We start from the raw sequence: 20,325 nt of genomic DNA, 5'->3' as shown, positions 1-20,325 counted from the left end.
ATTTTTCTTTGCAAAATCGGCTGCTTTTAATGTCTTTTGATCACAGGTTTTATGTATTCCTTTTTAACCTACAGAGGAAGGTGAAGATCATTTGAGAATAAAAAAGCCCCAAAATTGGAGCTTTATTATTGAATAAAGGTTTAACCCAATTTATTCACAATTTTCAACGGCAATACTTTCATTGCAAGACCTAAAGGCAACCAGGGCCATTGTGGTACATAAGCTTTAACCGGTGCTTTCTCAATGGCTTTTGCTAAAAGATGTGAACCAGTTTTTTCATCGACTTCAAATGGCAGTTTTTTCGCACCTTCATTGATCTCTGTACGAATATAACCAGGGAAAATAGTCGTCACTTTAATTGGGGTATCAATCAGTTCTGCACGAATACCTTCAGCTAGAGCAGCAACACCTGCTTTACTCGCACCATAAGCCGTTAAATGTTTAGGCATGCCGCGCATAGCACTCATCGAAGAAATCACCACCAAATGCCCTGCATTTTGGCTACGGAAAATTTCAACCGCAGCTTCACATTGCGCTAATGCAGAGATAAAGTTAGTTTCAACTGTGGCACGGTTAATTTCAAAATTGCCTTTACCAATACGACGACCTTCACCGATACCTGCGTTGACAATAACACGGTCAATACTGCCAAAATCTGCTTTAAAGGCACGGAACACTTCAAACACTTGATCGTAATTTGTGACATCGAGGGTTTTCGCAATCACTTTGATGCCATATTGGCTTTCCAGTTCATTTTTTAGCGTTTCTAGACGCTCTAAACGACGTGCACAAATGGCTAAGTTGTAGCCTTTTTGTGCAAACTCGCGTGCCATTCCTGCACCAATCCCTGAGCTTGCACCTGTAATTAAAATTGTTTTAGCCATGATAATTCCTTTGTTTATCTTAGATCCAAGTTAATAAATTTGGATCAACTGCTTTTATAAAATGGTGTTCATTTAAACTGAGTAATTGCGGTTCATTTCCAACCAAACGCAGTGTTGTCATACTGGTATTGGCAATGGCCCAATTAAGTGCAAATGTTTTTTCAGGACTCAGCCCTAAAATTTTACCGACTGCAACGGAGATCACTCCACCTGAACTAAACACAACGGCATAACGCGGTTTGGTTTCAGCCAGTTGAGTGCATAACTTTTCTAGCGCTGTTTCGACTCGACTTTTAAAATGTGGCCAAGATTCATCATATTCATGATGAAATTCTCCGCCTGTCCAACGTTCAATAGCGCCTTCAAAAATTTTAGATAAATAAGCACGCGGGTTTTCATGCTTAGATACATCTTCTTTTAATAAATGCGGCTGGTTAAATCGAGGTTCATACTGAGCAAAAACTTGCTGATGATTAAATTCATTCCATGCGTTATCTGTATCAACTTGTGCTTCTGGAAAGCATTCAGCCAATGCAAGATTGGCTGTTTGTTGATGACGTTGCATGGAGCCCGCAACCACATAAGGACTTTCTTTTAAAATACGGTCGAAATACTGTCCCAGCACCTTAGCCTGTAGCTCACCATTGGGAGAAAGCTTGTCATAGCTTTCTGCACCAAAAGAAGCCTGACCGTGCCGAATTAAATATATCGTGGTCATTTCCCTAAAATATCCTTCATTTTTTCAATATATTTTTGTGCCACTTCATTGGCTTCAAGTTTTTGCAAACCGATAAGTTTTAAGGCACGAATATGTAAAGCATGAATCACAATCCAAAAATCTTTAAATGCTGGATTATTGGTTTGCTTGTGGTAAAAGCGGTAATAAATTTGCTGTGCGATTACCGCTAAACGGAAAATGCCGAACACTTCATAAAAGGTCCAGTTGTCTGTTTGTAGACCAGTTTTATCCAAATAATATTCAACGACTTCTTTACGGCTAAACATGCCTTTCAAGTTGGTCGGCTGACGGCGTGTGGCTTTAAAAATTGCGTTATCGCCACTTTCAACCCAATACGCCAAAGCTGAGCCTAAGTCCATCAGTGGATCACCTAATGTTGCCATTTCCCAATCCAATACACCAATCACTTGGGTAGGATCATTTGGATCTAAAATCACGTTATCAAAACGCCAATCGTTATGAATTACACAGGTTTTAGAGTCAGCAGGAATATTGTCTTTGAGCCAATTACGGACATATTTAAAAGAAGGAACATTTAAGGTTTTGGCTTTTTCATAGCGTGCGTCCCAACCTTCCACTTGACGACGACAGTATCCGTCGCCCTTGCCTATTTTTTCTAGAGCTGTGCCTTCATAAGGCACTTGATGCAGTTCAATTAACTTGTCGATGACGTTGGTACACAACGCTCGAACTTGAGTTTCATCAAAATTGATTTCTTTGGGTAAGTTTGCACGTGGAATGATGCCTTCTACGCGCTTCATCACGTAGAAATCACAGCCAATCACTGATTCGTCCTGACATAGTGCCACCATTTCAGGGAGCACAGGATAAAATTCAGATAATGCTTTCTGTACGTTATATTCACGTGCCATATCATGTGCAGACTTGGCTTTGGTGCCTTTCGGTGGACGACGTAAGATTAAATCAGCATTGTCGTATTTTAAGCGATAAGTCCAATTTGATGCACCGCCTGAATATTGAGTGACTTCTACAGGCCCTTCTATTTCAACGCCATGTTCAATCAACCAATTGCCTACAGCACGTACATCCAGTTCTTCACCCTCACGAACTGAACCGCCTACATCGATCACTGACATGCTTTTCTTCCTAAACTTGAATCTATCATGATGATAAAAATATAATTTTCTATAGTTTTATAGCATGGACAACTCCGGGTTGCCATGCCAAATATGTGGCTACAACTTGTTTATTTTTTACGACGGCTGCTGTAACCGCGCTTAGCCAATTCTAATTTAGCAATCATGCCTTTATGTACTTCATCAGGGCCATCAGCTAGACGCAGTGAACGTGCTTGGGCAAAGAAACCTGTGAGCGGTGTATCTCGAGAAACCCCAGCACCACCGTGAATTTGAATCGCCATATCAACGACTTTTTCTAAGACACTTGGCGCAACCACTTTAATTGCCGAAATCTCGGTTAATGCAGCCATATTCCCTAGAGTATCCATTTTATATGCTGCATAGAGGGTCAGTAAACGTGCTTGATCGATCGCAACACGTGCTTCTGCAACACGCTCTAAATTGCCACCGAGTTTTAAAATTTCTTTACCAAAAGCAGTACGGCTCATACCGCGGTCAATCATCAGTTCTAGCGATTTTTCGGCAGCACCAATACAACGCATACAATGATGAATACGGCCTGGGCCTAAACGACCTTGTGCAATTTCAAAACCTTGACCTGCGCCGCCAATGAAGTTTGCAACAGGAACACGAACATTTGTGAAGCTAATTTCACCATGTCCATGTGGCGCATCATAGTCGCCAAAGACCGGAAGCATACGTTCTATTTTGACTCCATCCGTATCTACTGGAACTAAAACCATAGAATGCTGATGATGACGGTCTTTGCTTTCATCTGGTGTATGCGCCATAAAGATAATAATTTTGGCATTTGGATCACCTAAACCTGAAGACCACCATTTACGGCCATTTAACACAATTTCGTCGCCATCAACGACAGCCGTTGCTTCCATGTTGGTGGCATCACTTGAAGCAACAGCAGGCTCTGTCATACAAAATACTGAACGGATTTTGCCGTCCAGTAATGGTGTTAACCACTGCTGCTTTTGTTGTTCCGTGCCATAACGCCAAATCACTTCCATATTGCCGCTGTCAGGTGCGTTGCAATTGAATACCGTGGGTGCAAGTAGGCTACGGCCTGAAAGTTCTGCGATGTGTGCATATTCTTGTACAGATAAGCCTTGCCCAAGTTCAGGACAAGGTAAAAACATATTCCATAAGCCTACAGCTTTGGCTTTATCCTTTAAAACCTCTAACTGTGCTGGCCATTGCCATTTGGTCCAATCACCACCTTGGTTCAGCTCATGAACTTCTGCCCAAAACTCAGTTTCTACTGGCTCAATTTCATCTTTAATAAATTTTTTTGTTCTTTCAATATAATCTTGTGCACGTGCTGAAAGTTCAAACATGATAACATCCTTTAAATATTATGTTCTTTACGCTTTACAACACCATAACCTGAAATCTAATATGAACAAAATGATTTAATTCAATAGATGAACATGAATAGTATTCATAAAAATACCGTCATCGATATGGGTGTTTTCCACCGTATGGATATCAATTTATATCCACTTTATATCGCAATTTATGAACAAAAAAGCATTTCAAAAGCTGCAAAAATTTTGTGTATTACTCAGTCTGCAGCGAGTCATGCACTTCAACGGTTAAGACAACATTTACAAGATGACTTATTTGTACGTGCTGGAGCAAAAATGCTTCCGACACCATTTGCCGAGCAGATTTATCCTGTAATTAAAAATGCGCTAATTGCGATTCAAAGTATTTCTATCCAAAAACAACAATTTACTCCTTCAATGGTACAGAGCTTAAAAATCGCGGTACATGATGAAATTGAACCGATCATTTTTCCCAAGTTAGTTGAACACTTTCAACAGCAACAGTTTCAGATCCAATTTTCCAGTATCAAATTAGATCGCAAAACCATTGTGGCTGATCTTGCTGCACAGCAAATCGATTTTGCGATTGACCTTGAGCAAAACTTTGGTGAAAAGATCAATTTTCAAACCTTGGTTGAAGACCAATTCGTGATTTGTAGTCAACACCCTAAGATGGATGAGTCTATTTATCTTTCTGCTCCTCACATTGGGGTTTCTTCCCGACGTGCAGGTGTATTAGTTGAAGATATTTATTTAAATCGTAAAAAACACTCTAGAGAGATTTTTTTACGCTGTCAGCATTACTCTACTGCGCTACAAATTTTGGCACAGCAACCCAAGGCAATATTGACGATTCCGCAAAATATTTTGACGCATTTACAGGTTGCTCCCGAACTGAATATTTTTGATGTACCTGTAGACTTGCCGAAAATTAAATTAGGGATGTATTGGCATAATGATTTGGAATTAAATTCACGGCATGTCTTTTTGCGAAGCCAAATTTCTAAAATTTTTACTTAGGCTATTTTATGATGATATATCAGCTTGCTTAGGCTATTTACATGGATTTAGATTTAATTCTGCGTGATGAAACTTGCTGTATATTTATAGATCAAATGCTGATTATTTAATGTATTTTTAACTGACCGTCGGTTTATTCGACAGCCATAAATCATGAGTTCTTATAAAATCTAAATTCCTGTTTTTATGCGATATGAGCTCGTTCATATCATTTTGTATGCTTTCAAATCTCTCCGCGAATTGGCTCATGGCGTTAGGTGCAGTACTGTGCCTGATCACAGTCTATGTTCTCTATAAAGTCTCCATTTTCCTAAAGGATTTTTTCCAGCCTTTTAAGAAAGGAAAATCTTACCTCTGCCGTGTATCCGATATTAGTGATGGCGATACCCTCACCTGCTATCGGATGAATCTGAGACGTTCTAAAACCAAACTTCGCTTTGCTTATGTGGATGCGCCAGAATCGACACAAGCCTACGGTAAAGAGTCAGCCCGCCTGATCAAATCCATGGTTTATAAGAAATTTGTCCGCGTAAAAATCACTGATGTAGACCGTTATGGCCGCTGCGTTGGGGTTATTTATCGCTATCGTAAATGCATGAATGAAGAAATGGTAAAACGTGGTGCTGCGTGGGTGTACGAAGAATACATCCGTGACCAAAAGCATTTGCACTATATGATGAATTTACAAAGTAAAGCACGTAAACAAAAGAAAGGTTTGTGGAAAGCCAGTCGTCCAATGCGCCCTAAAGAGTATCGTAAATTACATAAATAACAGACCACATTACAGCATGGCTAAGGAATATTTGATGACTTAGCCATGTCTAATATTTGACCTTTTTTTACTTCGCTATACAATAATGCTGCCCTTTTGGGTATAGAAAATAAATTAGATAATTAAAATTGGAATAATAATGACTGAACTTACTTCAAGCGAATTGAATCCGTTTCAACAAGATCAAAATATTCAGCCTCAAATTCAAAAAGCCGATCATCCCCTGTCTCCTGAGGGACGTTTTGGCCGCCTGTCCTATTTAGCGTGGTTATTTATCATTAGTATGATTTATACCTGCCTATTGGGCATCAGCGTCGCGCTGGGTCTTTTTGCATTTTTCAATTCAGCAGAACGTAGTATTGATTCACTTTTTAATTCATTCTTAGGGCTCAGTGCAATCGCTCTGATTGTCGTTTCCATCGTTGCAATGTTTGTCGCAATGATCTGCATTACGATTCGTCGTTTACATGATCTAAATAAAAGCGGTTGGCTCTGTTTAATTTTTCTCATCCCACTCGTCGGTACCATCTTTAGCATTTATGTGATGGCTGCAAAAGGCACTGATGGTGAAAATAAATATGGCTTTAAACGTCCAACGGAACAAACAGAGAAAGTTATTGGGTCACTGTATCTGATCTTGATGATTGTTTATTTATTGGTCATGATCCCATTGATGTTCAATATGCAAAGTATGATGAGCAATTTAGAACAAGCGCAATTACAAGAACAAGCAATGATGTCTGAAGGTGAACCTGAAGAATTAACAGATGAACAACTTGCGGCTTATTTAGAGCAAGCTGAATCAGAAGGTGAAGAACTTGCTTATGCAGATGGTGAAAGTGTAGAAATTTCAGAAAATGCAGACAGCTCAGCGGAAGATGCAGCAATTGCAGCTGCAGAAGCTTCTGTAGAATAAACACGTATTGTTTAAGGTATCAATTCATCGATATGCATTGAACGATAAGCTTTAAATGAAATGTTATGCAAGAAAACCTGTGCGCACACAGGTTTTTTTTATACCTGATTTTTATGCTTTGAGTTGTTCACTTGAATTGAAAATAAATTAGGCGTAAAGTTGCGATAATTTAGTTACCCTAGTTAACTATCATGAATTCCACATTAGGTTTCCGCTCTTCACTTCTGCGCTGTGCGCGTCTGATGAGTGATGAAATCAACACGATTTTACTGCCCTATCAATTGAACTATTCGCTTTGGCAAGTCATGTTTGTCATCCGTGAAAAAACCGCTTGTACATCTATTGAAATGGCTGAATATTTAAATGTATCCAAGCCATCCATCACTAAGCGTGTCAAAATTCTTGCGCAGATGGATATTTTGAGTCATGTACAAACTGACGATAAACGTCAAAAGAAAATGATGCTCAGCGAGACTGGACGTGAGTTATTTCAGCAATGTGCAAAAGACATAGATGCCTTTGAGCAGCGCCTGATCGCGCCATTAGCTAGCCAAGATATCCAACACTCCATTCAAATTTTACACCGTGTCATGCAAGAACTTGAACAAAACACTGTAGGTGATGATCATGCAAGATAAAGCACCACTGTGGACTCGAAATTTTATTTTAGTCAGCGCCATTAACTTCCAATTGGTTTTAACCTTTTATCTCTTGGTTGTGGTGATCGTGGGCTATGCGGTGGCTGAATTGGGTGCGACTACAGCCCAAGCAGGTTTAGTTTCAGGCTTGTTCATTGTCGGCACATTGGTCGGGCGTTTATTGGTGGGTAAGTTCCTAGAACGTTTTGGTCGTAAAACAACACTGATCGTTGGTTTAATTGGCTTTTTAGTCTTTTCTGGTTTTTACTTCATTCAGTTTGGCGTCGGCATGTTGCTCTTCATACGCTTTATGCATGGCTTTATGATGGGTATGGCATCAACAGTACTGGGTACCTTAATTGCCCAAATCTTACCAGCGACACGTCGCGGTGAAGGCATTGGCTACTACAGCATGAGTAGTACTTTAGGTACAGCTATTGGGCCATTTCTTGCCATTTGGATGATGTTACACATTGGTTATCACGCGATTTTTATCGTTTCTACGATTATCGCATTGAGCTGCTTATTGGTTGCCTTGCTGATTCAAGTGCCCGATTTACCCAAAATCAATAAACCCTTAGATACTGTTGAAGCTGTCAAAAAACCGAGTTGGATTGCTCAATTTGTAGAACCTAAAGCATTACCGATATCGTTCATCATGCTTTTCGCTTCAATCTGCTATTCAGGTGTTTTGTCTTTCATTAACTTCTATGCCAAAGAAATCGATTTGGCTGAAACAGCCTCGTTTTTCTTTTTGATGTATGCCATTGCGATTTTAATTTCTCGCCCATTTACAGGCCCGTTAATGGACCGTAAAGGTGAAAATGTAGTGATCTACCCTGCTTTTGTGATTATGGGCGTGGCATTGGTATTACTCAGCATCACTCAGAGTTCATGGATGCTTTTACTTTGTGCAGGCCTACTTGGACTCGGTTATGGCAATATTCAGTCGGTCTGCCAAACAGTTGCGGTAAAAAGTGCTCCGCTTGAACGTATGGGCTTTGCCACTTCGACTTTCTTTATCTTTTTGGATGCCGGCTTAGGCTTTGGACCATACTTTATCGGTAAATTGCTCGACCATATTGGCTACTCACAATTGTATTTGTATAGCGCATTTGCTGCCTTTGCATGTATTGGCGCCTACTATATTTTACATGGTCGTTATACTGTTCGAACTGCTTAAACTATAGCTAAACATCAAATCGTCGGCTGAAACGTCGACGATATTCTAAGGGGCTCAGCCCCGTTTTTTTCTGAAATAACCGTCGAAATGAGCTTGGATCACTATAGCCGACCTCTCGCATAATCAGATCTAAAGCGTGTCCCGTTTCTTCTAAACGCTTTCGTGCAGCTTCAATCCGTATTGATTGTAAGTATTGATTGGGAGGAATATCCAAAGCCGCTTTAAAATGTCGAATCAATGTCCTCGTTGTCACATTAAACTGCGCCGCAAGTTCATCTAAGACAATATTTTCATGATAATGCTGTTCTAACCAATCTTGAACTTTTTGCACCAAACCATCCTGATGCGGTTTAGATATTTTCAATAATGAATAGGACAACTGACTGTCACGACGATAATCCAGTACAAATGATTTTGCCGTGTGGATTGCCGTTTCAAAACCATAAAAACGTTCTATTAGGTGTAGTCCCAAATCAAACCATGCTAAGCCGCCGCCTGCACAGTAAATATTTTGGTCATGGCTAATGAGCTGATCTACATTCAGTTTGACCAAAGGATAGCGTTCACGAAACATTTGCTGAAAGCCCCAATGCGTCGTTGCCTGCTTACCATCTAAAAGCCCTGCTTCTGCCAGAAAAAAATTACCCGTACAATTTCCTGCGATCAGTCCGCTTTGTAATTGACGAGTTTTTAATAACTCGATCAGTGCTGCATTTTGCGCTAAAACATCCAAGATCGGCGCGCCTATCGTTGGGACAATGATGATATCTGCATCTGTTATTTCAGAAAATGCTAAATCTGCATAAAGCTTGATGCCATTGATACATTGCACAGCTTGAGCATGTTGTGAGGCAATTTTGACCTGAAATAGCCGCTGCACATTTTGTTTTTGGATCCGATTCCAACTGACACCCGCCATTGCAAAGAGATCAACAACCCCAGTAATCGCAGAAGCCAAAGCACCATCAAATGCTAAAATTATGATTTTCTTCATTTAAATTTCAAATTATCAAAATGTCATTTTTGACTTATTAAGTGTCATTATTGACAATTCTATATCTAAAAATCAACTGCTAGGCTTAAGCCATAAAATTCGACCCGATTAGAGATTGATCAATGGCGCAGTTAATCAATGACAAAGATTTAAATTTTTTGCTATTTGACGTGTTTAAAGCGCAAGACTTAACGCATTACCCACGTTTTGCTGAGCATGATGCTGAAACTTTCAAAAGCATCCTAGAAACTGCACAAGGTATTGCTCAAGACTTTTTTGCACCCCATAACGCAACAGCCGATCAAAACGAACCTACGTTTGATGGTCAACAGGTTAAAACCATTGCTGAAGTCAAAACGGCATGGAAGCAATTTGCAGATGCCGGCTTGCTTTGTGCACAGCATGATTATGATGCAGGCGGTATGCAACTTCCGACTTTGATCAACATGGCTGCAAATGCTTATTTCATGTCAGCAAATCCTTCATCAGTGGCTTATTCATTTCTAACCGCTGCGGCTGCAAATGTGATTCAAGCTTTCGGTACGACTGAACAAAAAGATAGGTTTGTACCGCATATGTTCAGTGGTCGCTTTGCAGGAACGATGGCCATGACTGAACCTGATGTGGGTTCATCTTTAGGTGATTTGACCACAAAAGCTATACCGCAAGCCGATGGTACCTACCTCATCAAAGGCCAAAAGATGTTTATTTCAGGGGGTGACCAAGACATCACTGAAAATATCGTCCATTTGGTCCTTGCTCGCATCCAAGATGCACCTCAGGGCGTAAAAGGTATATCTCTGTTTATTGTTCCGAAGTTTAAAACCCTGAGCGATGGTTCACTTGCAGGCGCCAATGACGTTCAACTGGCTGGCTTATTACATAAAATGGGCTACAGAGGTACAACATCGACAGTACTGAGCTTTGGTGAAAAAGACCAATGTACAGGCTATCTGATTGGTGAAGCAGGTGCTGGTCTTAAATATATGTTTAAGATGATGAATGAAGCGCGAGTCGGAGTCGGCTTAGGTGCAGCCATGATTGGATACCGTGGCTATTTAGAATCGCTCGAATATGCAAAGAATCGTCCACAAGGCCGCTTAGTTTCAGATAAAAACCCTGCCTCAAAACCTGTCAATATTATTCAACATACAGATGTTAAACGGATGCTTTTGGCGCAAAAATCCTATGTCGAAGGCGCACTTGCATTATGCCTATTTGCTGCACGTTTAATTGATGAACATCAAGCCGCTAACAACGAAGACAGTGCGCTGTTATTAGATTTAATTATCCCTGTCGTCAAATCATTCCCTTCTGCCTATGGACCAAAAGCCAATGATTTAGCCATTCAAGTTTTAGGTGGCGCTGGCTATACGCGTGAATATCCGCTTGAACAATGCTATCGTGACAACCGCTTAAATCCGATCCATGAAGGCACATTTGGGATTCAGTCTTTGGATTTGTTGGGTCGTAAGCTTTGGCAGCACAACAGCAAAGGTTTGATGCTGTTATTACAACGTATGCAAAATACGATTGATCAAGCTCAACATCCAAAAACTCAAGCGCTTGCAGCAATTTTTTCAGGGCATTTAAACACGGTGAAGAAAACTACACAAAGTTTGGGACAAGTCCTCGCACAAGGTCGTGTCGATCAGGTACTGGGTAATTCTGCCTTGTATCTAGACATGATGGGCAAAGTCATCATTTCATGGCTATGGCTTGAAATGGCTAATCAAGCTCTTGTGAAATTTGAACATTCAGATTTAGCTGAAGATCAACAATTCTTAGCCGGTAAATTACAAGCCGCGCAATATTTTATCCGCTGGGAGTTACCTGAAATAGAACATCAAGCCAAGTTATTGCTAGAACTTGATGATACTTGCCTCAACATGCAAGAAAGCTGGTTCTAGCCACCCGTTTAGCTCAGTCCTCAATGGGCTAATTTGGACAAGGTTTTCACGGATGAAGATCTTGTCCAACCCTATCTATTTCAATAAAAACTACAATAAAAAAGGAACTTAGTTTTCGTTCCTTTTTTATCGAAATTGTGTGTTATACGCTGCAATTATTGAAAGATTTTAAAACGAGCTGCATCATCCATATAGCCTTTTTCTTTCGCTTCACCTTCCACTGAACCAAAAACCAATTGAGCACGAAGTTTCCAATGCGCGGGAATGTCCCATTCAGCATGCACTTGTTCATCCACAATTGGGTTGTAATGCTGTAGTGATGCGCCTAAACCTTCGGTGTGTAACGCAGTCCAAGTCGCAAATTGGGCAATGGCAGTTGAGTATTCTGCCCAAATTGGAAAGTTTTCTGCATAAGAAGGAAACTGTGCTTGTAGAGCACTGACCACATCCAAATCTTCAAAGAACAGAACCGTACCCAAACCTGCTGCAAAACTTGCCATTTTCGCCGTGGTCTTCGCAGCACTTTCTTCATCTTTTGCATAAGATTTTAATTTGTCAGCGACTAAGCCCCAAAATTTTTCGCTTTCACCAGTAGAGTCTGTTGATATTTAATTATGCTCATCTAGAGATATTTATGCAGCTGATTTTAAATTAATTTCTGTATGAATAATCGTGCAGCCTTGCTGAGAATGAATTTTGAAATTTCCGCCTATCCGTTCTACACGCATTTTCATACTTCGCATGCCGATACTCATGCCATGATTTGAAACACTCTCAACATCAAAACCTACGCCATCATCTTCAATGGTTAATAACAATGCGCCATTCTCGAACTGTGACAGCGTGACATTGACATGATTAGCTTGGCTATGTTTCACAATATTGGTCAGGCTTTCTTCAATTACTCGTATTAAAGTCAGGCACTGAATTGCCGTTGGTTTGATCGCCCACTGCGAAGGAATGCACCATTTGGCATTCATTTCCACTTCATCCATCAACTGGCTAAAGCGATGTCGAACTGGTGCGATCCAGAGCAAAGGTGAATCTGGCACTTTGCTGTCCAAAGATGATCCACTATCAATAATTTGCCTTAAATCATCCCGTAGTAATTTCAACATCGACAAGAACTGTCTGTTTGGAATATTACTTTCACACTGATCAACCAAGATCATCGAGCGCACAATAGATGCGCCCAGACCGTCATGTAGATCATGTGATAATTTAATTCGTTCTTGTAGGCGTACATTACTGAGTTCAAGCTGATGTTTATCGTTTAGGCTACTGCATAATTCATCACTGACTTTCTGAACTTCAAATGCCAAATCATCATTATATTTTTCAATTTTCTGAATATTACGATTGAGCCTCGCCCCCAAAATCACCACGATAAATAGGGTAATAATCGGTGAAGTAAAGGGAGATAACGGTGTAAAACCTTCTTTTGGAAAGAATACCAAGGCTGTGATGTCTGCAATAACAATCACAATGATCGCAGTCATACACATTGCTAATAAAGTGTAGTCTCTACGTTTTTCTTTAAAACTAATCCAACAAAGATAAATGTAAGTGATAAAAAAGAGGATGCAATATAATAAGAAAATGAGGCTCGAAATTTCCGCATTTTGTTCAAATGGCCAAATACACACTACACCAATCAGAGATGCTGTCAGCATGGTAAATGACAGCTCAATGCGAGGAAATTTACGCCCAAGAAAGCGCAAAATATAGATGCTAAAACACTGAAAGTACAGCATTGAAAATATCAAATTAGCTTTGGTGGAAAAAACCGAATTTGGATATGGAAAGGTTTCAGTGGTCAGAGCATTACTGAGAAATAGAATCCACAAAACAGTTGAAAGTGCAAACCAGCCAAAACTAGTATCCCGACGTCGCATCAACCAAATAATGAAGCAAATTAGACCCAAGACCCCAGAAAGAAAAATATTTAATTGTAATATGGTTCGACGAGTCCAAGTGGCTTCTTCGGTCTGCTCTATTGTTGCCATGACATTGTTAAATTTCACCGGACCCAAGCCAGCATTTAGACTCGAGTAGCCATAAACATAGATCAAGGTTTCATTATGATCATGCTTGATTCCACTTATCGGTAAAATCCAATAGCGTGCAACATTCCAACTTTTAGAGACCGGTTCTTGAAGATTTTTATTGGTCCACAGCAAGTCGCCATTCAGAAAGACTGAACCCGTATTAATGATATAATCAATATATAGTGCGATGGGTTCTGCCAAACGCGCATTATTTTTACAGTACCAAGACCAGTCTAATTTATACCAAGCACCACCTTGATAACCCTCCCAGTCTTTATCTTCTTTCCAACGGTCAGGTAATTGCGTGGTTTTCCATCCAGTTCTGGGTAATTCTTGATTGGATGGTGTCTTCACCCGTGAAATGCTATTCACAGTTACATTACATTGATCATTTACAGGGAAAACTTGCTCTGCATGACTCAAGCTCCCCCATACTAAACAGAGGATAAATAAGAAAAAATATCCTCCTTTACGCATTATAGAATACCCATAGATCTTGCTGTACTCACGGCTTTGGTTCGTTTCGTTACGGCTAATTTGCGATAAATATGTTTAATATGGCTTTCTACCGTATAGCGAGAAACAAAAAGCTGTTCAGCAATCTCACGGTTACTCAAACCTTGAGCAACCAAACATAAAATTTCTTTTTCACGACTGGTCAAGAGGTTCAAGTCTGCTTCATCGGCGACTGTTTGTTCTGGACTTGGCGCTTCGGCTTCGGATATTTGTTTAAGGATTTCTCGTGCAATAAATGGGTCAATCGGCGCCCCACCACGTAAAATACTCCGAATAGATAAAAGTACTTCAGCATCATCACGTTCTTTTAATACATAGCCCGTTGCACCTGCTTTAATTGCGGCAAATAAGCTTTCTTGTGTACTCCATGCAGAGACAACCAAGATCATGGTATTACTTTCGAGGGAACGTATTTTTTCAATAATTTCGATACCACTACCATCAGGCAAACCTAAGTCAACTAAGGCTAAGGATATCGGTTGGGTCTCTACGGCTTGAATAGATTCTTTAACATTTTTGGTGAAGATAAGCTCTTCCCGCTTATAACCCAGCTCTGTCAAAATTTGACGTAAACGTAATTGAATAATTTCCTCATCTTCAACGACGAGCACCGGTACGGGTAGTATGACTTCTTGTGGTGACATGATTTACTTCCCCCGAAAAAATGAAATGTCTTTTACATTAATGAGTTTAATCCTTTTAGGATATCCCTATAATTAAGTAAATTTCTTATTTTTTAACAATTTATTCTAATTCAATTGATGCAGCTATGATGCATTTTTCTTCTAATTTTAAATCCATTTAACATTACAATATGTGTATAGCCATCAGTCTGACTATACACTGCACTTAGCTTAAACTTGAGTGTGATTAGCTCAAATATTGCTTCTTCAGATATTTTACAATTTTTTCAGATTCAAAAAGTTCTACACCAGTATTAGGATCTTTCAAATATGGCACTTGAATATTGTTCCCCATGATTTTTAACACTTGTTCACGCTTGCCACCTTTCAGGGGTACATATTTACCCGGTTTTAAGCGCATTACCGCTAATCCCTGATCTTGCCAACGTTCCTTAGCCACATTATGAAAGGTATATGCCAATTCCATTTCAGACAATGCGCTACGTACGATGCGTGTATATGGACTCGCTTCAAAACCCCATAGTTCTAAGAGTTGACTTGGAGCATCACGATGAATGACTTTACGGTGCACCCACACGCCTTGAGCCCCATTAATTAAGGTTCCAACATAGGCAACATACGGAATTTTAGGATAATTGGCATATTTCTTAGGAGTCTGACCTGTTTTGCCATAATGTTTAAATAGATGATGAATTATTTGCTGAGATTCGTACAAACGATCCCCAGTATTGTCATCCACCAAGAAAGGGAATTGCTGTTTTCCACCCAATTTTTGTACCTCTAAACGGTACTTTTTAGCCCCTTTGGGACATGGGTAAACCTCATAATCCAAATTAAGTGTGGTCAAAACTTCACGCACACGACGGCAATACGGAGAACCTTCAAATTCGTACAGTTTAAGGGCTTTATCAGGTTGTTTGGGATAAGACGTCCCATTTGTACCTCGTCCGCCCTCTGCTACGCCTGAGAGCAACGCTTGCGCCACTTTTAATTGATGCAACAACATATATTCTTCCTTTCTTCTTTTATTTCGTATTTTTATACAACAGCCGAGAGTCCTCAGCTGAAGTTTGTATTTTTTCCAGATTTATATCGTCGTATATAAGTAAGCAATGCCAACTGATTCCATGACTAAAAACTCAAACCCACTTAAAGAACAACCAATTGCTCTTTTGAAACAACAATGCCGTTATTGTCAGCATAAATAAAATCACCAGACTGAATGTTTACACCACCAAAACTTAATGGAATATCTGTTTCACCCACGCCTTTGCGGTTACTTTTTTGTGGAATCGCAGCCAAAGCATGCACACCTAAATCAAGTTCGGCAATCGCATCAACATCACGCACGCAGCCGTAAATAATGACGCCATTCCAATGATTGTTAACTGCAGATTCAGCAATCATATCACCCATCAAGGCACAGCGCATCGACGCACCACCATCCACAACCAATACTTTACCCGTACCATCGGTTGCCAATAATTCTTTAACACGAGAGTTATCTTCAAAACATTTGACCGTCATCACCTGACCGCCAAAACTTTTTCGTGCACCATAACTTTGAAAGAATTTACCATCCAACGACGGGATCACCACTTGTAATTCTTTATCTGGATGATCATCAAGTAAATCACAGGTGACGAATGGAACTGTAGACACGGTATTTCCCTCATTTAATTGTTAGTATGCGTAAATTATCATAAATCTCGAACTTTTCAGTCTGAGTTTGTGCTGCATCGACCATAGTATGAGCCACTTGCTGTGCTGTCACTGGCTTAAATTTGAAACGGTCTGGTACAAAATGCGAAAAGCGCATATAAAGTTTCTGTGTCGCATCTTCTAAACGTCGAGATTCATGACGCTCGCCAAGTAACAGCGAAGGCTTTAATATCGAAAGTTGATTTAACTTTAAGGTTTTTAAATAATATTCCAATTCCCCTTTGACTCGATTATAAAAAAATGCGGAATTGGCGTCAGCGCCCATAGCACTAACTATGATCAAATGGGTTTCTGTATATTCTAATAATTCAGCAAAATGCGCATTGATGCTAAAATCGATCTGATAAAAATGATCTTTAGACCCTGCTTTTTTAATGGTCGAGCCTAAACAACTAAAGGCATGACTATAATCTCTCACATCATCCTGAGTCAGAGAAAGAAAGTCACTGATCACCATTTGTTGAACTTTTGCCAGTCCATTCAGTTCATGGTCACGCTGACGTACCACAGCCGTAATATTCTTACATCTTGCATTTTGACTGAGCTGACGAACCAGCTCCCGCCCGACCAATCCTGTTGCTCCGATGACAATCGCATTCTCTATACTTTTAGTCATTTTTCATACAATCTCAATCACTTTAGACTAATCTAACGTTTTCTTTAAAATTTTTCTGCATCTAAAATGTTGTCAAAGCATGTCAAGACTTGACTTAAGCGCTTAGTTTAATCACAATATGGCACTTGTTTACGGGCTGGTGATAGTTCTTCTGATGTTGGTTTTCAGATGTAATTTCAGCCCGCCCAGACCAATCTATTTCAAGGAGTGCACGAGTGGCAAACTCTGCTCAAGCAAAAAAACGTGCTCGTCAAAACGTTAAAGCACGTCAACACAACGCAAGCTTACGTTCTATGGTTCGTACTTATCTTAAACGCACAGTAGCTGCTATTGCTGCTGGTGATTATGCTGTCGCTACAGAAGCTTACAAAAAAGCTGTTCCTGTTATCGACCGTATGGCTGATAAAGGCATCATCCATAAAAACAAAGCTGCTCGTCATAAGAGCCGTTTAAATGCACAAGTTAAAGCTTTAGCTAACTAATTTGTTGCGATAAAAAAAGCCCTTTTTAGGGCTTTTTTTGTGCCTATAGATTTTTAAAAGCAAAAAAATAAGGTCCTTATTGGACCTTATTTTTCTATCTACAGATTATTTATTAATCAGCTTCATATTCGTCGCTGATAAATATGTCCATAATAAGTTTTGGCTTGCTGTCAAATTTGTCCAACGTTGATTGCCACCGTTGGTACAGCTATATCGAATTAAATCCGCACGGTTATTTTGCAAACGTCCCGTATTTAAATCCATACATTGACCACTTTGACGAATCGTTGTAGTCGCAGGGTCCATGGTCCAAATTTGATTGGTTTGGTTTAACACGCAACGTTCTAGCGTCACTTTAGCTGAACCACCGTTGCCTGTTACGCATTGATCTGGATTTGACTTACTGTGTATACGACCAATGGCATCATATACCCACTGTTCAGTATCATCCGCAGTACATCCGCTTGGACCACTGATGTACAAATTTAATGCTCCATCAGTTAAGGTTTCAGATTTCAAACAGTTGTTTCCATTTTTGATCAATGTCGCCTGCTCGAACAGACCTTCTTGAGTGACTGAAAGCTTTTTCATAAATGCTTCGAGTGCGCTTTGCGCCTCAGGTATTTGATTGGTTAGGTCTTGTGCATACACATTCATCCAACGATTTAGTCGGTATGCGGTGTTTTGTTGCGACTCATAACGGGTTAATTGCTGACGCGCCACACTATTCATCAATGACATGTCATTTTTATATGACTCATATAGCATTTTTTCAGTTGGATTAAGAGCAACAACAGCATTTGCAGCTTGCGCTTCCAAAGCACTTTCTAAGTGAGGAAGTTCGATAGCACGCAAAGCACTATAACCATGCTGACGTCCAATTTTGACGGCCGGCTTGATCGCTGTGCTGTAAACTGGAATATCAATATTTGCTAATAATTTGGCTTCTTCACCTGCTTTTTTACAATATAAATTGACCTTCTGTGGTTGATCTGCCAAAGCTAAATTGACATGCAGTTTATTGGCATTACTACCTAGTCGTACAGCTGCTAAAGCAATATTGTTGACTTTATTCGTGTATTGCACATTCAACCAACATGCCGCTTGATCCAAAGCGGTATTGGCAGCATTTAAGTCATACACATTACCCCAGTTTGAACGTGCCGCAGGATACAACAAACCAACTTGATTGACTGGATCATAGCCCCCTAAAATGGTAATTACGGGCTGACCAAAGACCCGTGGTCGTGGATAATTTTGATCTGCGTTATACCAAACCGGAGCCGTAGAATTTGGCATCTTCGGTTGAGCGACTTCCATTTCACGAGTGGTTTTATTCCACTTTTTGTAGCCGGTAGGTGATGTTTCATCCCAGACATAACGGTCAAAGTGTGGTTGAATTTTCAGGAATGTGCTGTAACCCGTATAGTGTGTGTAGCGTGATACATTACTATCAGGATACCCGCCGGACATGGCATCTTTTCCGTACGGGAACAAATTTTTAAAATTTGGGATACCATTCGCTCCATCCCACTTCCATGTCGCCGTCCATGATAGATTTCCGCGCATCATATTGCGATTGGCAATATAACCCCATCCACTGTCCGCATGATGTGCAGCCCAAAATAGATTGTCACCTACCTGACCAGGGTAATGTCCTAAACCATAGTGATGGCCAATTTCATGGCTAAATTCATTCCCTACAGAATCATAAAGCGTGAGCATGCCATTACCACCACTCAGTCCATGAGTATGCACACCATTGGCATAGTTCCCCTTTGTATGATGGACAACTACTGTTTGGGTTAATTGTGGCTGACTTTGATTGGCCATAGATGCACTGGTAATACCCCAGTTAGCAAGGTTTATACCAACACTAAAGGTTGATTTACCGACATCCTCACGCATGTCTCCTGCATAAACACCACCATCTCCGGCACTTTTACTGTCATAAATAACACCTGAAGATACCATTGCACGTGTTAACTGAATATCATCATATTGTGCAACGGTCATTTCTGCTGCAGGAATGGTTTGGAAATAATCTGTGCCCGCTTTTTCAGGCTCTAGTAACATATAGTGGCCGGTAGAATTTGGCTTATCTGCCAACATACCAACACGGATATTATTTAAAACCAATTCCCCTGGTGCAGCAAAATCGATTTTATCCTCAGCCAATTCACCGCTGACTTTATTTGCGTCAATAAATTTTAATCTTAGACCGGGTTTAACTTCATCCCAATTGAGTTTCGTGGTCCACGCACGTTTACTGTACCAAACATCTGGACGACCTCTTTGCCCACTCTGGTCTGAAACAGGCATCTGCGTTGGATCATCCAATGTCGCAGTGCGCACTAAGCGATTGTTTTGATAGATTTCTACTTTGAGTTGCTTGATGTTTTGCATATCAAGTGTTGGCGTCACGATGAGCAGTGCTTCTTTTTCACTGGTTAACCTTGGCATTTTCTTGGCTTCATTCGCATTCGGGTCGACGACATGACTTTGACCAAATTGAACTTGTGCTGAAAAGTTACCGACTAAATCATTTCGTATTTCACGAACAGCATCATTGGCATCGTAGTCATAAAAACCAATGCTTGTTTCATCTACAATATCTTGGGGCGGTTCTGGATAATTTGCAGTTGATGCAGAGCCACCTGAACTATCACCACCGCCTCCGCCACCACAAGCAACTAGCATTAACGACACAATACAAATTGATAATTTGTTATATGAAAAACCTATCACACTTTGCACTACTATTCCCCAATTAGCCACAAAAAAATCCAATTAAGAGACCT

The 20,325-nt window shown here is 40.2% G+C and carries 18 protein-coding genes and 1 pseudogene; 7 read left to right on the top strand and 12 right to left on the bottom strand.

Annotation, left to right across the window (positions count from 1 at the left end; genetic code table 11):
• Positions 1-140 precede the first annotated feature (140 nt).
• The 4 genes from FTU79_RS03415 to FTU79_RS03400 form a co-directional block, all read right to left on the bottom strand.
• On the bottom strand, positions 141-884 hold the full coding sequence (locus tag FTU79_RS03415) for an SDR family oxidoreductase (protein ID WP_180007792.1): 744 nt from the start codon (positions 882-884) through the stop codon (positions 141-143).
• Between the two features lie 19 nt (positions 885-903).
• Entirely contained in the window at positions 904-1,602 is a 699-nt protein-coding gene (locus FTU79_RS03410) for a histidine phosphatase family protein (RefSeq protein WP_078193820.1), read from the bottom strand.
• Entirely contained in the window at positions 1,599-2,720 is a 1,122-nt protein-coding gene (locus FTU79_RS03405; RefSeq protein ID WP_180007791.1) for a phosphotransferase family protein, read from the bottom strand. The genes FTU79_RS03410 and FTU79_RS03405 overlap by 4 nt, the downstream gene beginning before the upstream one ends.
• A 110-nt stretch (positions 2,721-2,830) precedes the next feature.
• Positions 2,831-4,072 carry an acyl-CoA dehydrogenase family protein gene (locus tag FTU79_RS03400; RefSeq protein WP_180048924.1) on the bottom strand — a complete coding sequence of 414 codons (1,242 nt, stop codon included), beginning with the start codon at positions 4,070-4,072 and terminating at the stop codon, positions 2,831-2,833.
• Between the two features lie 93 nt (positions 4,073-4,165).
• Between FTU79_RS03400 and FTU79_RS03395 the strand changes: the two genes are divergently transcribed.
• The 5 genes from FTU79_RS03395 (at position 4,166) to FTU79_RS03375 (ending at position 8,592) form a co-directional block, all read left to right on the top strand.
• Positions 4,166-5,083 (top strand): LysR family transcriptional regulator, encoded by a 918-nt coding sequence (locus FTU79_RS03395; RefSeq protein ID WP_180048923.1) that lies wholly within the window; start codon positions 4,166-4,168, stop codon positions 5,081-5,083.
• A 217-nt stretch (positions 5,084-5,300) separates the two neighbouring features.
• A complete protein-coding gene (locus FTU79_RS03390) occupies positions 5,301-5,855 on the top strand; it encodes a thermonuclease family protein (RefSeq protein ID WP_180048922.1) in 555 nt (184 codons plus the stop codon).
• A gap of 139 nt (positions 5,856-5,994) precedes the next feature.
• A complete protein-coding gene (locus tag FTU79_RS03385) occupies positions 5,995-6,771 on the top strand; it encodes a DUF805 domain-containing protein (RefSeq protein ID WP_180048921.1) in 777 nt (258 codons plus the stop codon).
• Positions 6,772-6,962: 191 nt separating this feature from the next.
• The gene (locus tag FTU79_RS03380; RefSeq protein ID WP_180048920.1) at positions 6,963-7,409 is read left to right on the top strand and encodes a MarR family winged helix-turn-helix transcriptional regulator; all 447 of its coding nucleotides are present in this window, start codon (positions 6,963-6,965) and stop codon (positions 7,407-7,409) included.
• Positions 7,393-8,592: an MFS transporter gene (locus FTU79_RS03375; protein WP_180048919.1), complete on the top strand. Its 1,200-nt coding sequence runs from the start codon at positions 7,393-7,395 to the stop codon at positions 8,590-8,592. Before FTU79_RS03380 ends, FTU79_RS03375 begins: the two co-directional genes overlap by 17 nt.
• A gap of 7 nt (positions 8,593-8,599) precedes the next feature.
• On the opposite strand, the gene FTU79_RS03370 is transcribed toward FTU79_RS03375, so the two are convergent.
• Positions 8,600-9,586, bottom strand: a complete 987-nt coding sequence (locus tag FTU79_RS03370) for a GlxA family transcriptional regulator (RefSeq protein WP_180048918.1) — start codon at positions 9,584-9,586, stop codon at positions 8,600-8,602.
• A gap of 122 nt (positions 9,587-9,708) precedes the next feature.
• Between FTU79_RS03370 and FTU79_RS03365 the strand changes: the two genes are divergently transcribed.
• Complete coding sequence (locus FTU79_RS03365) at positions 9,709-11,496, top strand: acyl-CoA dehydrogenase (protein ID WP_180048917.1); 1,788 nt, start codon at positions 9,709-9,711, stop codon at positions 11,494-11,496.
• A gap of 155 nt (positions 11,497-11,651) precedes the next feature.
• On the opposite strand, the pseudogene FTU79_RS03360 reads toward FTU79_RS03365, so the two are convergent.
• The 6 genes and pseudogenes from FTU79_RS03360 to FTU79_RS03335 form a co-directional block, all read right to left on the bottom strand.
• Positions 11,652-12,086: pseudogene (locus FTU79_RS03360) on the bottom strand (nitroreductase family protein); the annotation flags it as partial.
• A 42-nt stretch (positions 12,087-12,128) separates the two neighbouring features.
• Positions 12,129-13,967 carry an ATP-binding protein gene (locus FTU79_RS03355; RefSeq protein WP_257224244.1) on the bottom strand — a complete coding sequence of 613 codons (1,839 nt, stop codon included), beginning with the start codon at positions 13,965-13,967 and terminating at the stop codon, positions 12,129-12,131.
• 53 nt (positions 13,968-14,020) lie between these two features.
• Entirely contained in the window at positions 14,021-14,704 is a 684-nt protein-coding gene (locus tag FTU79_RS03350; protein WP_078188703.1) for a response regulator transcription factor, read from the bottom strand.
• A 226-nt stretch (positions 14,705-14,930) separates the two neighbouring features.
• The gene (locus FTU79_RS03345; protein WP_180048916.1) at positions 14,931-15,710 is read right to left on the bottom strand and encodes a glutathione S-transferase N-terminal domain-containing protein; all 780 of its coding nucleotides are present in this window, start codon (positions 15,708-15,710) and stop codon (positions 14,931-14,933) included.
• 143 nt (positions 15,711-15,853) lie between these two features.
• Positions 15,854-16,366: a ribonuclease E activity regulator RraA gene (gene rraA / locus FTU79_RS03340; protein ID WP_168377554.1), complete on the bottom strand. Its 513-nt coding sequence runs from the start codon at positions 16,364-16,366 to the stop codon at positions 15,854-15,856.
• Between the two features lie 10 nt (positions 16,367-16,376).
• Positions 16,377-17,042 (bottom strand): NAD(P)H-binding protein, encoded by a 666-nt coding sequence (locus tag FTU79_RS03335; RefSeq protein ID WP_180021724.1) that lies wholly within the window; start codon positions 17,040-17,042, stop codon positions 16,377-16,379.
• Positions 17,043-17,257: 215 nt separating this feature from the next.
• On the opposite strand from FTU79_RS03335, the gene rpsT reads away from it, so the two are divergent.
• A complete protein-coding gene (gene rpsT, locus FTU79_RS03330; RefSeq protein ID WP_078188707.1) occupies positions 17,258-17,524 on the top strand; it encodes a 30S ribosomal protein S20 in 267 nt (88 codons plus the stop codon).
• A 105-nt stretch (positions 17,525-17,629) separates the two neighbouring features.
• On the opposite strand, the gene FTU79_RS03325 is transcribed toward rpsT, so the two are convergent.
• The gene (locus tag FTU79_RS03325) at positions 17,630-20,224 is read right to left on the bottom strand and encodes a M66 family metalloprotease (RefSeq protein ID WP_180048915.1); all 2,595 of its coding nucleotides are present in this window, start codon (positions 20,222-20,224) and stop codon (positions 17,630-17,632) included.
• Positions 20,225-20,325: the final 101 nt, after the last annotated feature.

The sequence above is a fragment of the Acinetobacter sp. YH12144 genome (genome assembly GCF_013418345.1).
Classification (GTDB): Bacteria; Pseudomonadota; Gammaproteobacteria; order Pseudomonadales; family Moraxellaceae; genus Acinetobacter; species Acinetobacter amyesii.
Note: the sequence above shows the minus strand (reverse complement) of the source record. Positions and strands in the feature narration are given on the sequence as shown.

Bases quoted from the DNA above. Each gene is read 5' to 3' on its own strand.
- FTU79_RS03415 (WP_180007792.1), bottom strand. From the start codon at position 884: ATGGCTAAAACAATTTTAATTACAGGTGCAAGCTCAGGGATTGGTGCA.
- FTU79_RS03380 (WP_180048920.1), top strand. From the start codon at position 6,963: ATGAATTCCACATTAGGTTTCCGCTCTTCACTTCTGCGCTGTGCGCGT.
- FTU79_RS03350 (WP_078188703.1), bottom strand. From the start codon at position 14,704: ATGTCACCACAAGAAGTCATACTACCCGTACCGGTGCTCGTCGTTGAA.
- FTU79_RS03400 (WP_180048924.1), bottom strand. From the start codon at position 4,072: ATGTTTGAACTTTCAGCACGTGCACAAGATTATATTGAAAGAACAAAA.
- FTU79_RS03325 (WP_180048915.1), bottom strand. From the start codon at position 20,224: ATGCTAGTTGCTTGTGGTGGCGGAGGCGGTGGTGATAGTTCAGGTGGC.
- FTU79_RS03405 (WP_180007791.1), bottom strand. From the start codon at position 2,720: ATGTCAGTGATCGATGTAGGCGGTTCAGTTCGTGAGGGTGAAGAACTG.
- FTU79_RS03375 (WP_180048919.1), top strand. From the start codon at position 7,393: ATGATCATGCAAGATAAAGCACCACTGTGGACTCGAAATTTTATTTTA.
- FTU79_RS03385 (WP_180048921.1), top strand. From the start codon at position 5,995: ATGACTGAACTTACTTCAAGCGAATTGAATCCGTTTCAACAAGATCAA.
- FTU79_RS03410 (WP_078193820.1), bottom strand. From the start codon at position 1,602: ATGACCACGATATATTTAATTCGGCACGGTCAGGCTTCTTTTGGTGCA.
- FTU79_RS03395 (WP_180048923.1), top strand. From the start codon at position 4,166: ATGAATAGTATTCATAAAAATACCGTCATCGATATGGGTGTTTTCCAC.
- FTU79_RS03365 (WP_180048917.1), top strand. From the start codon at position 9,709: ATGGCGCAGTTAATCAATGACAAAGATTTAAATTTTTTGCTATTTGAC.
- FTU79_RS03370 (WP_180048918.1), bottom strand. From the start codon at position 9,586: ATGAAGAAAATCATAATTTTAGCATTTGATGGTGCTTTGGCTTCTGCG.
- FTU79_RS03345 (WP_180048916.1), bottom strand. From the start codon at position 15,710: ATGTTGTTGCATCAATTAAAAGTGGCGCAAGCGTTGCTCTCAGGCGTA.
- FTU79_RS03390 (WP_180048922.1), top strand. From the start codon at position 5,301: ATGCTTTCAAATCTCTCCGCGAATTGGCTCATGGCGTTAGGTGCAGTA.
- FTU79_RS03335 (WP_180021724.1), bottom strand. From the start codon at position 17,042: ATGACTAAAAGTATAGAGAATGCGATTGTCATCGGAGCAACAGGATTG.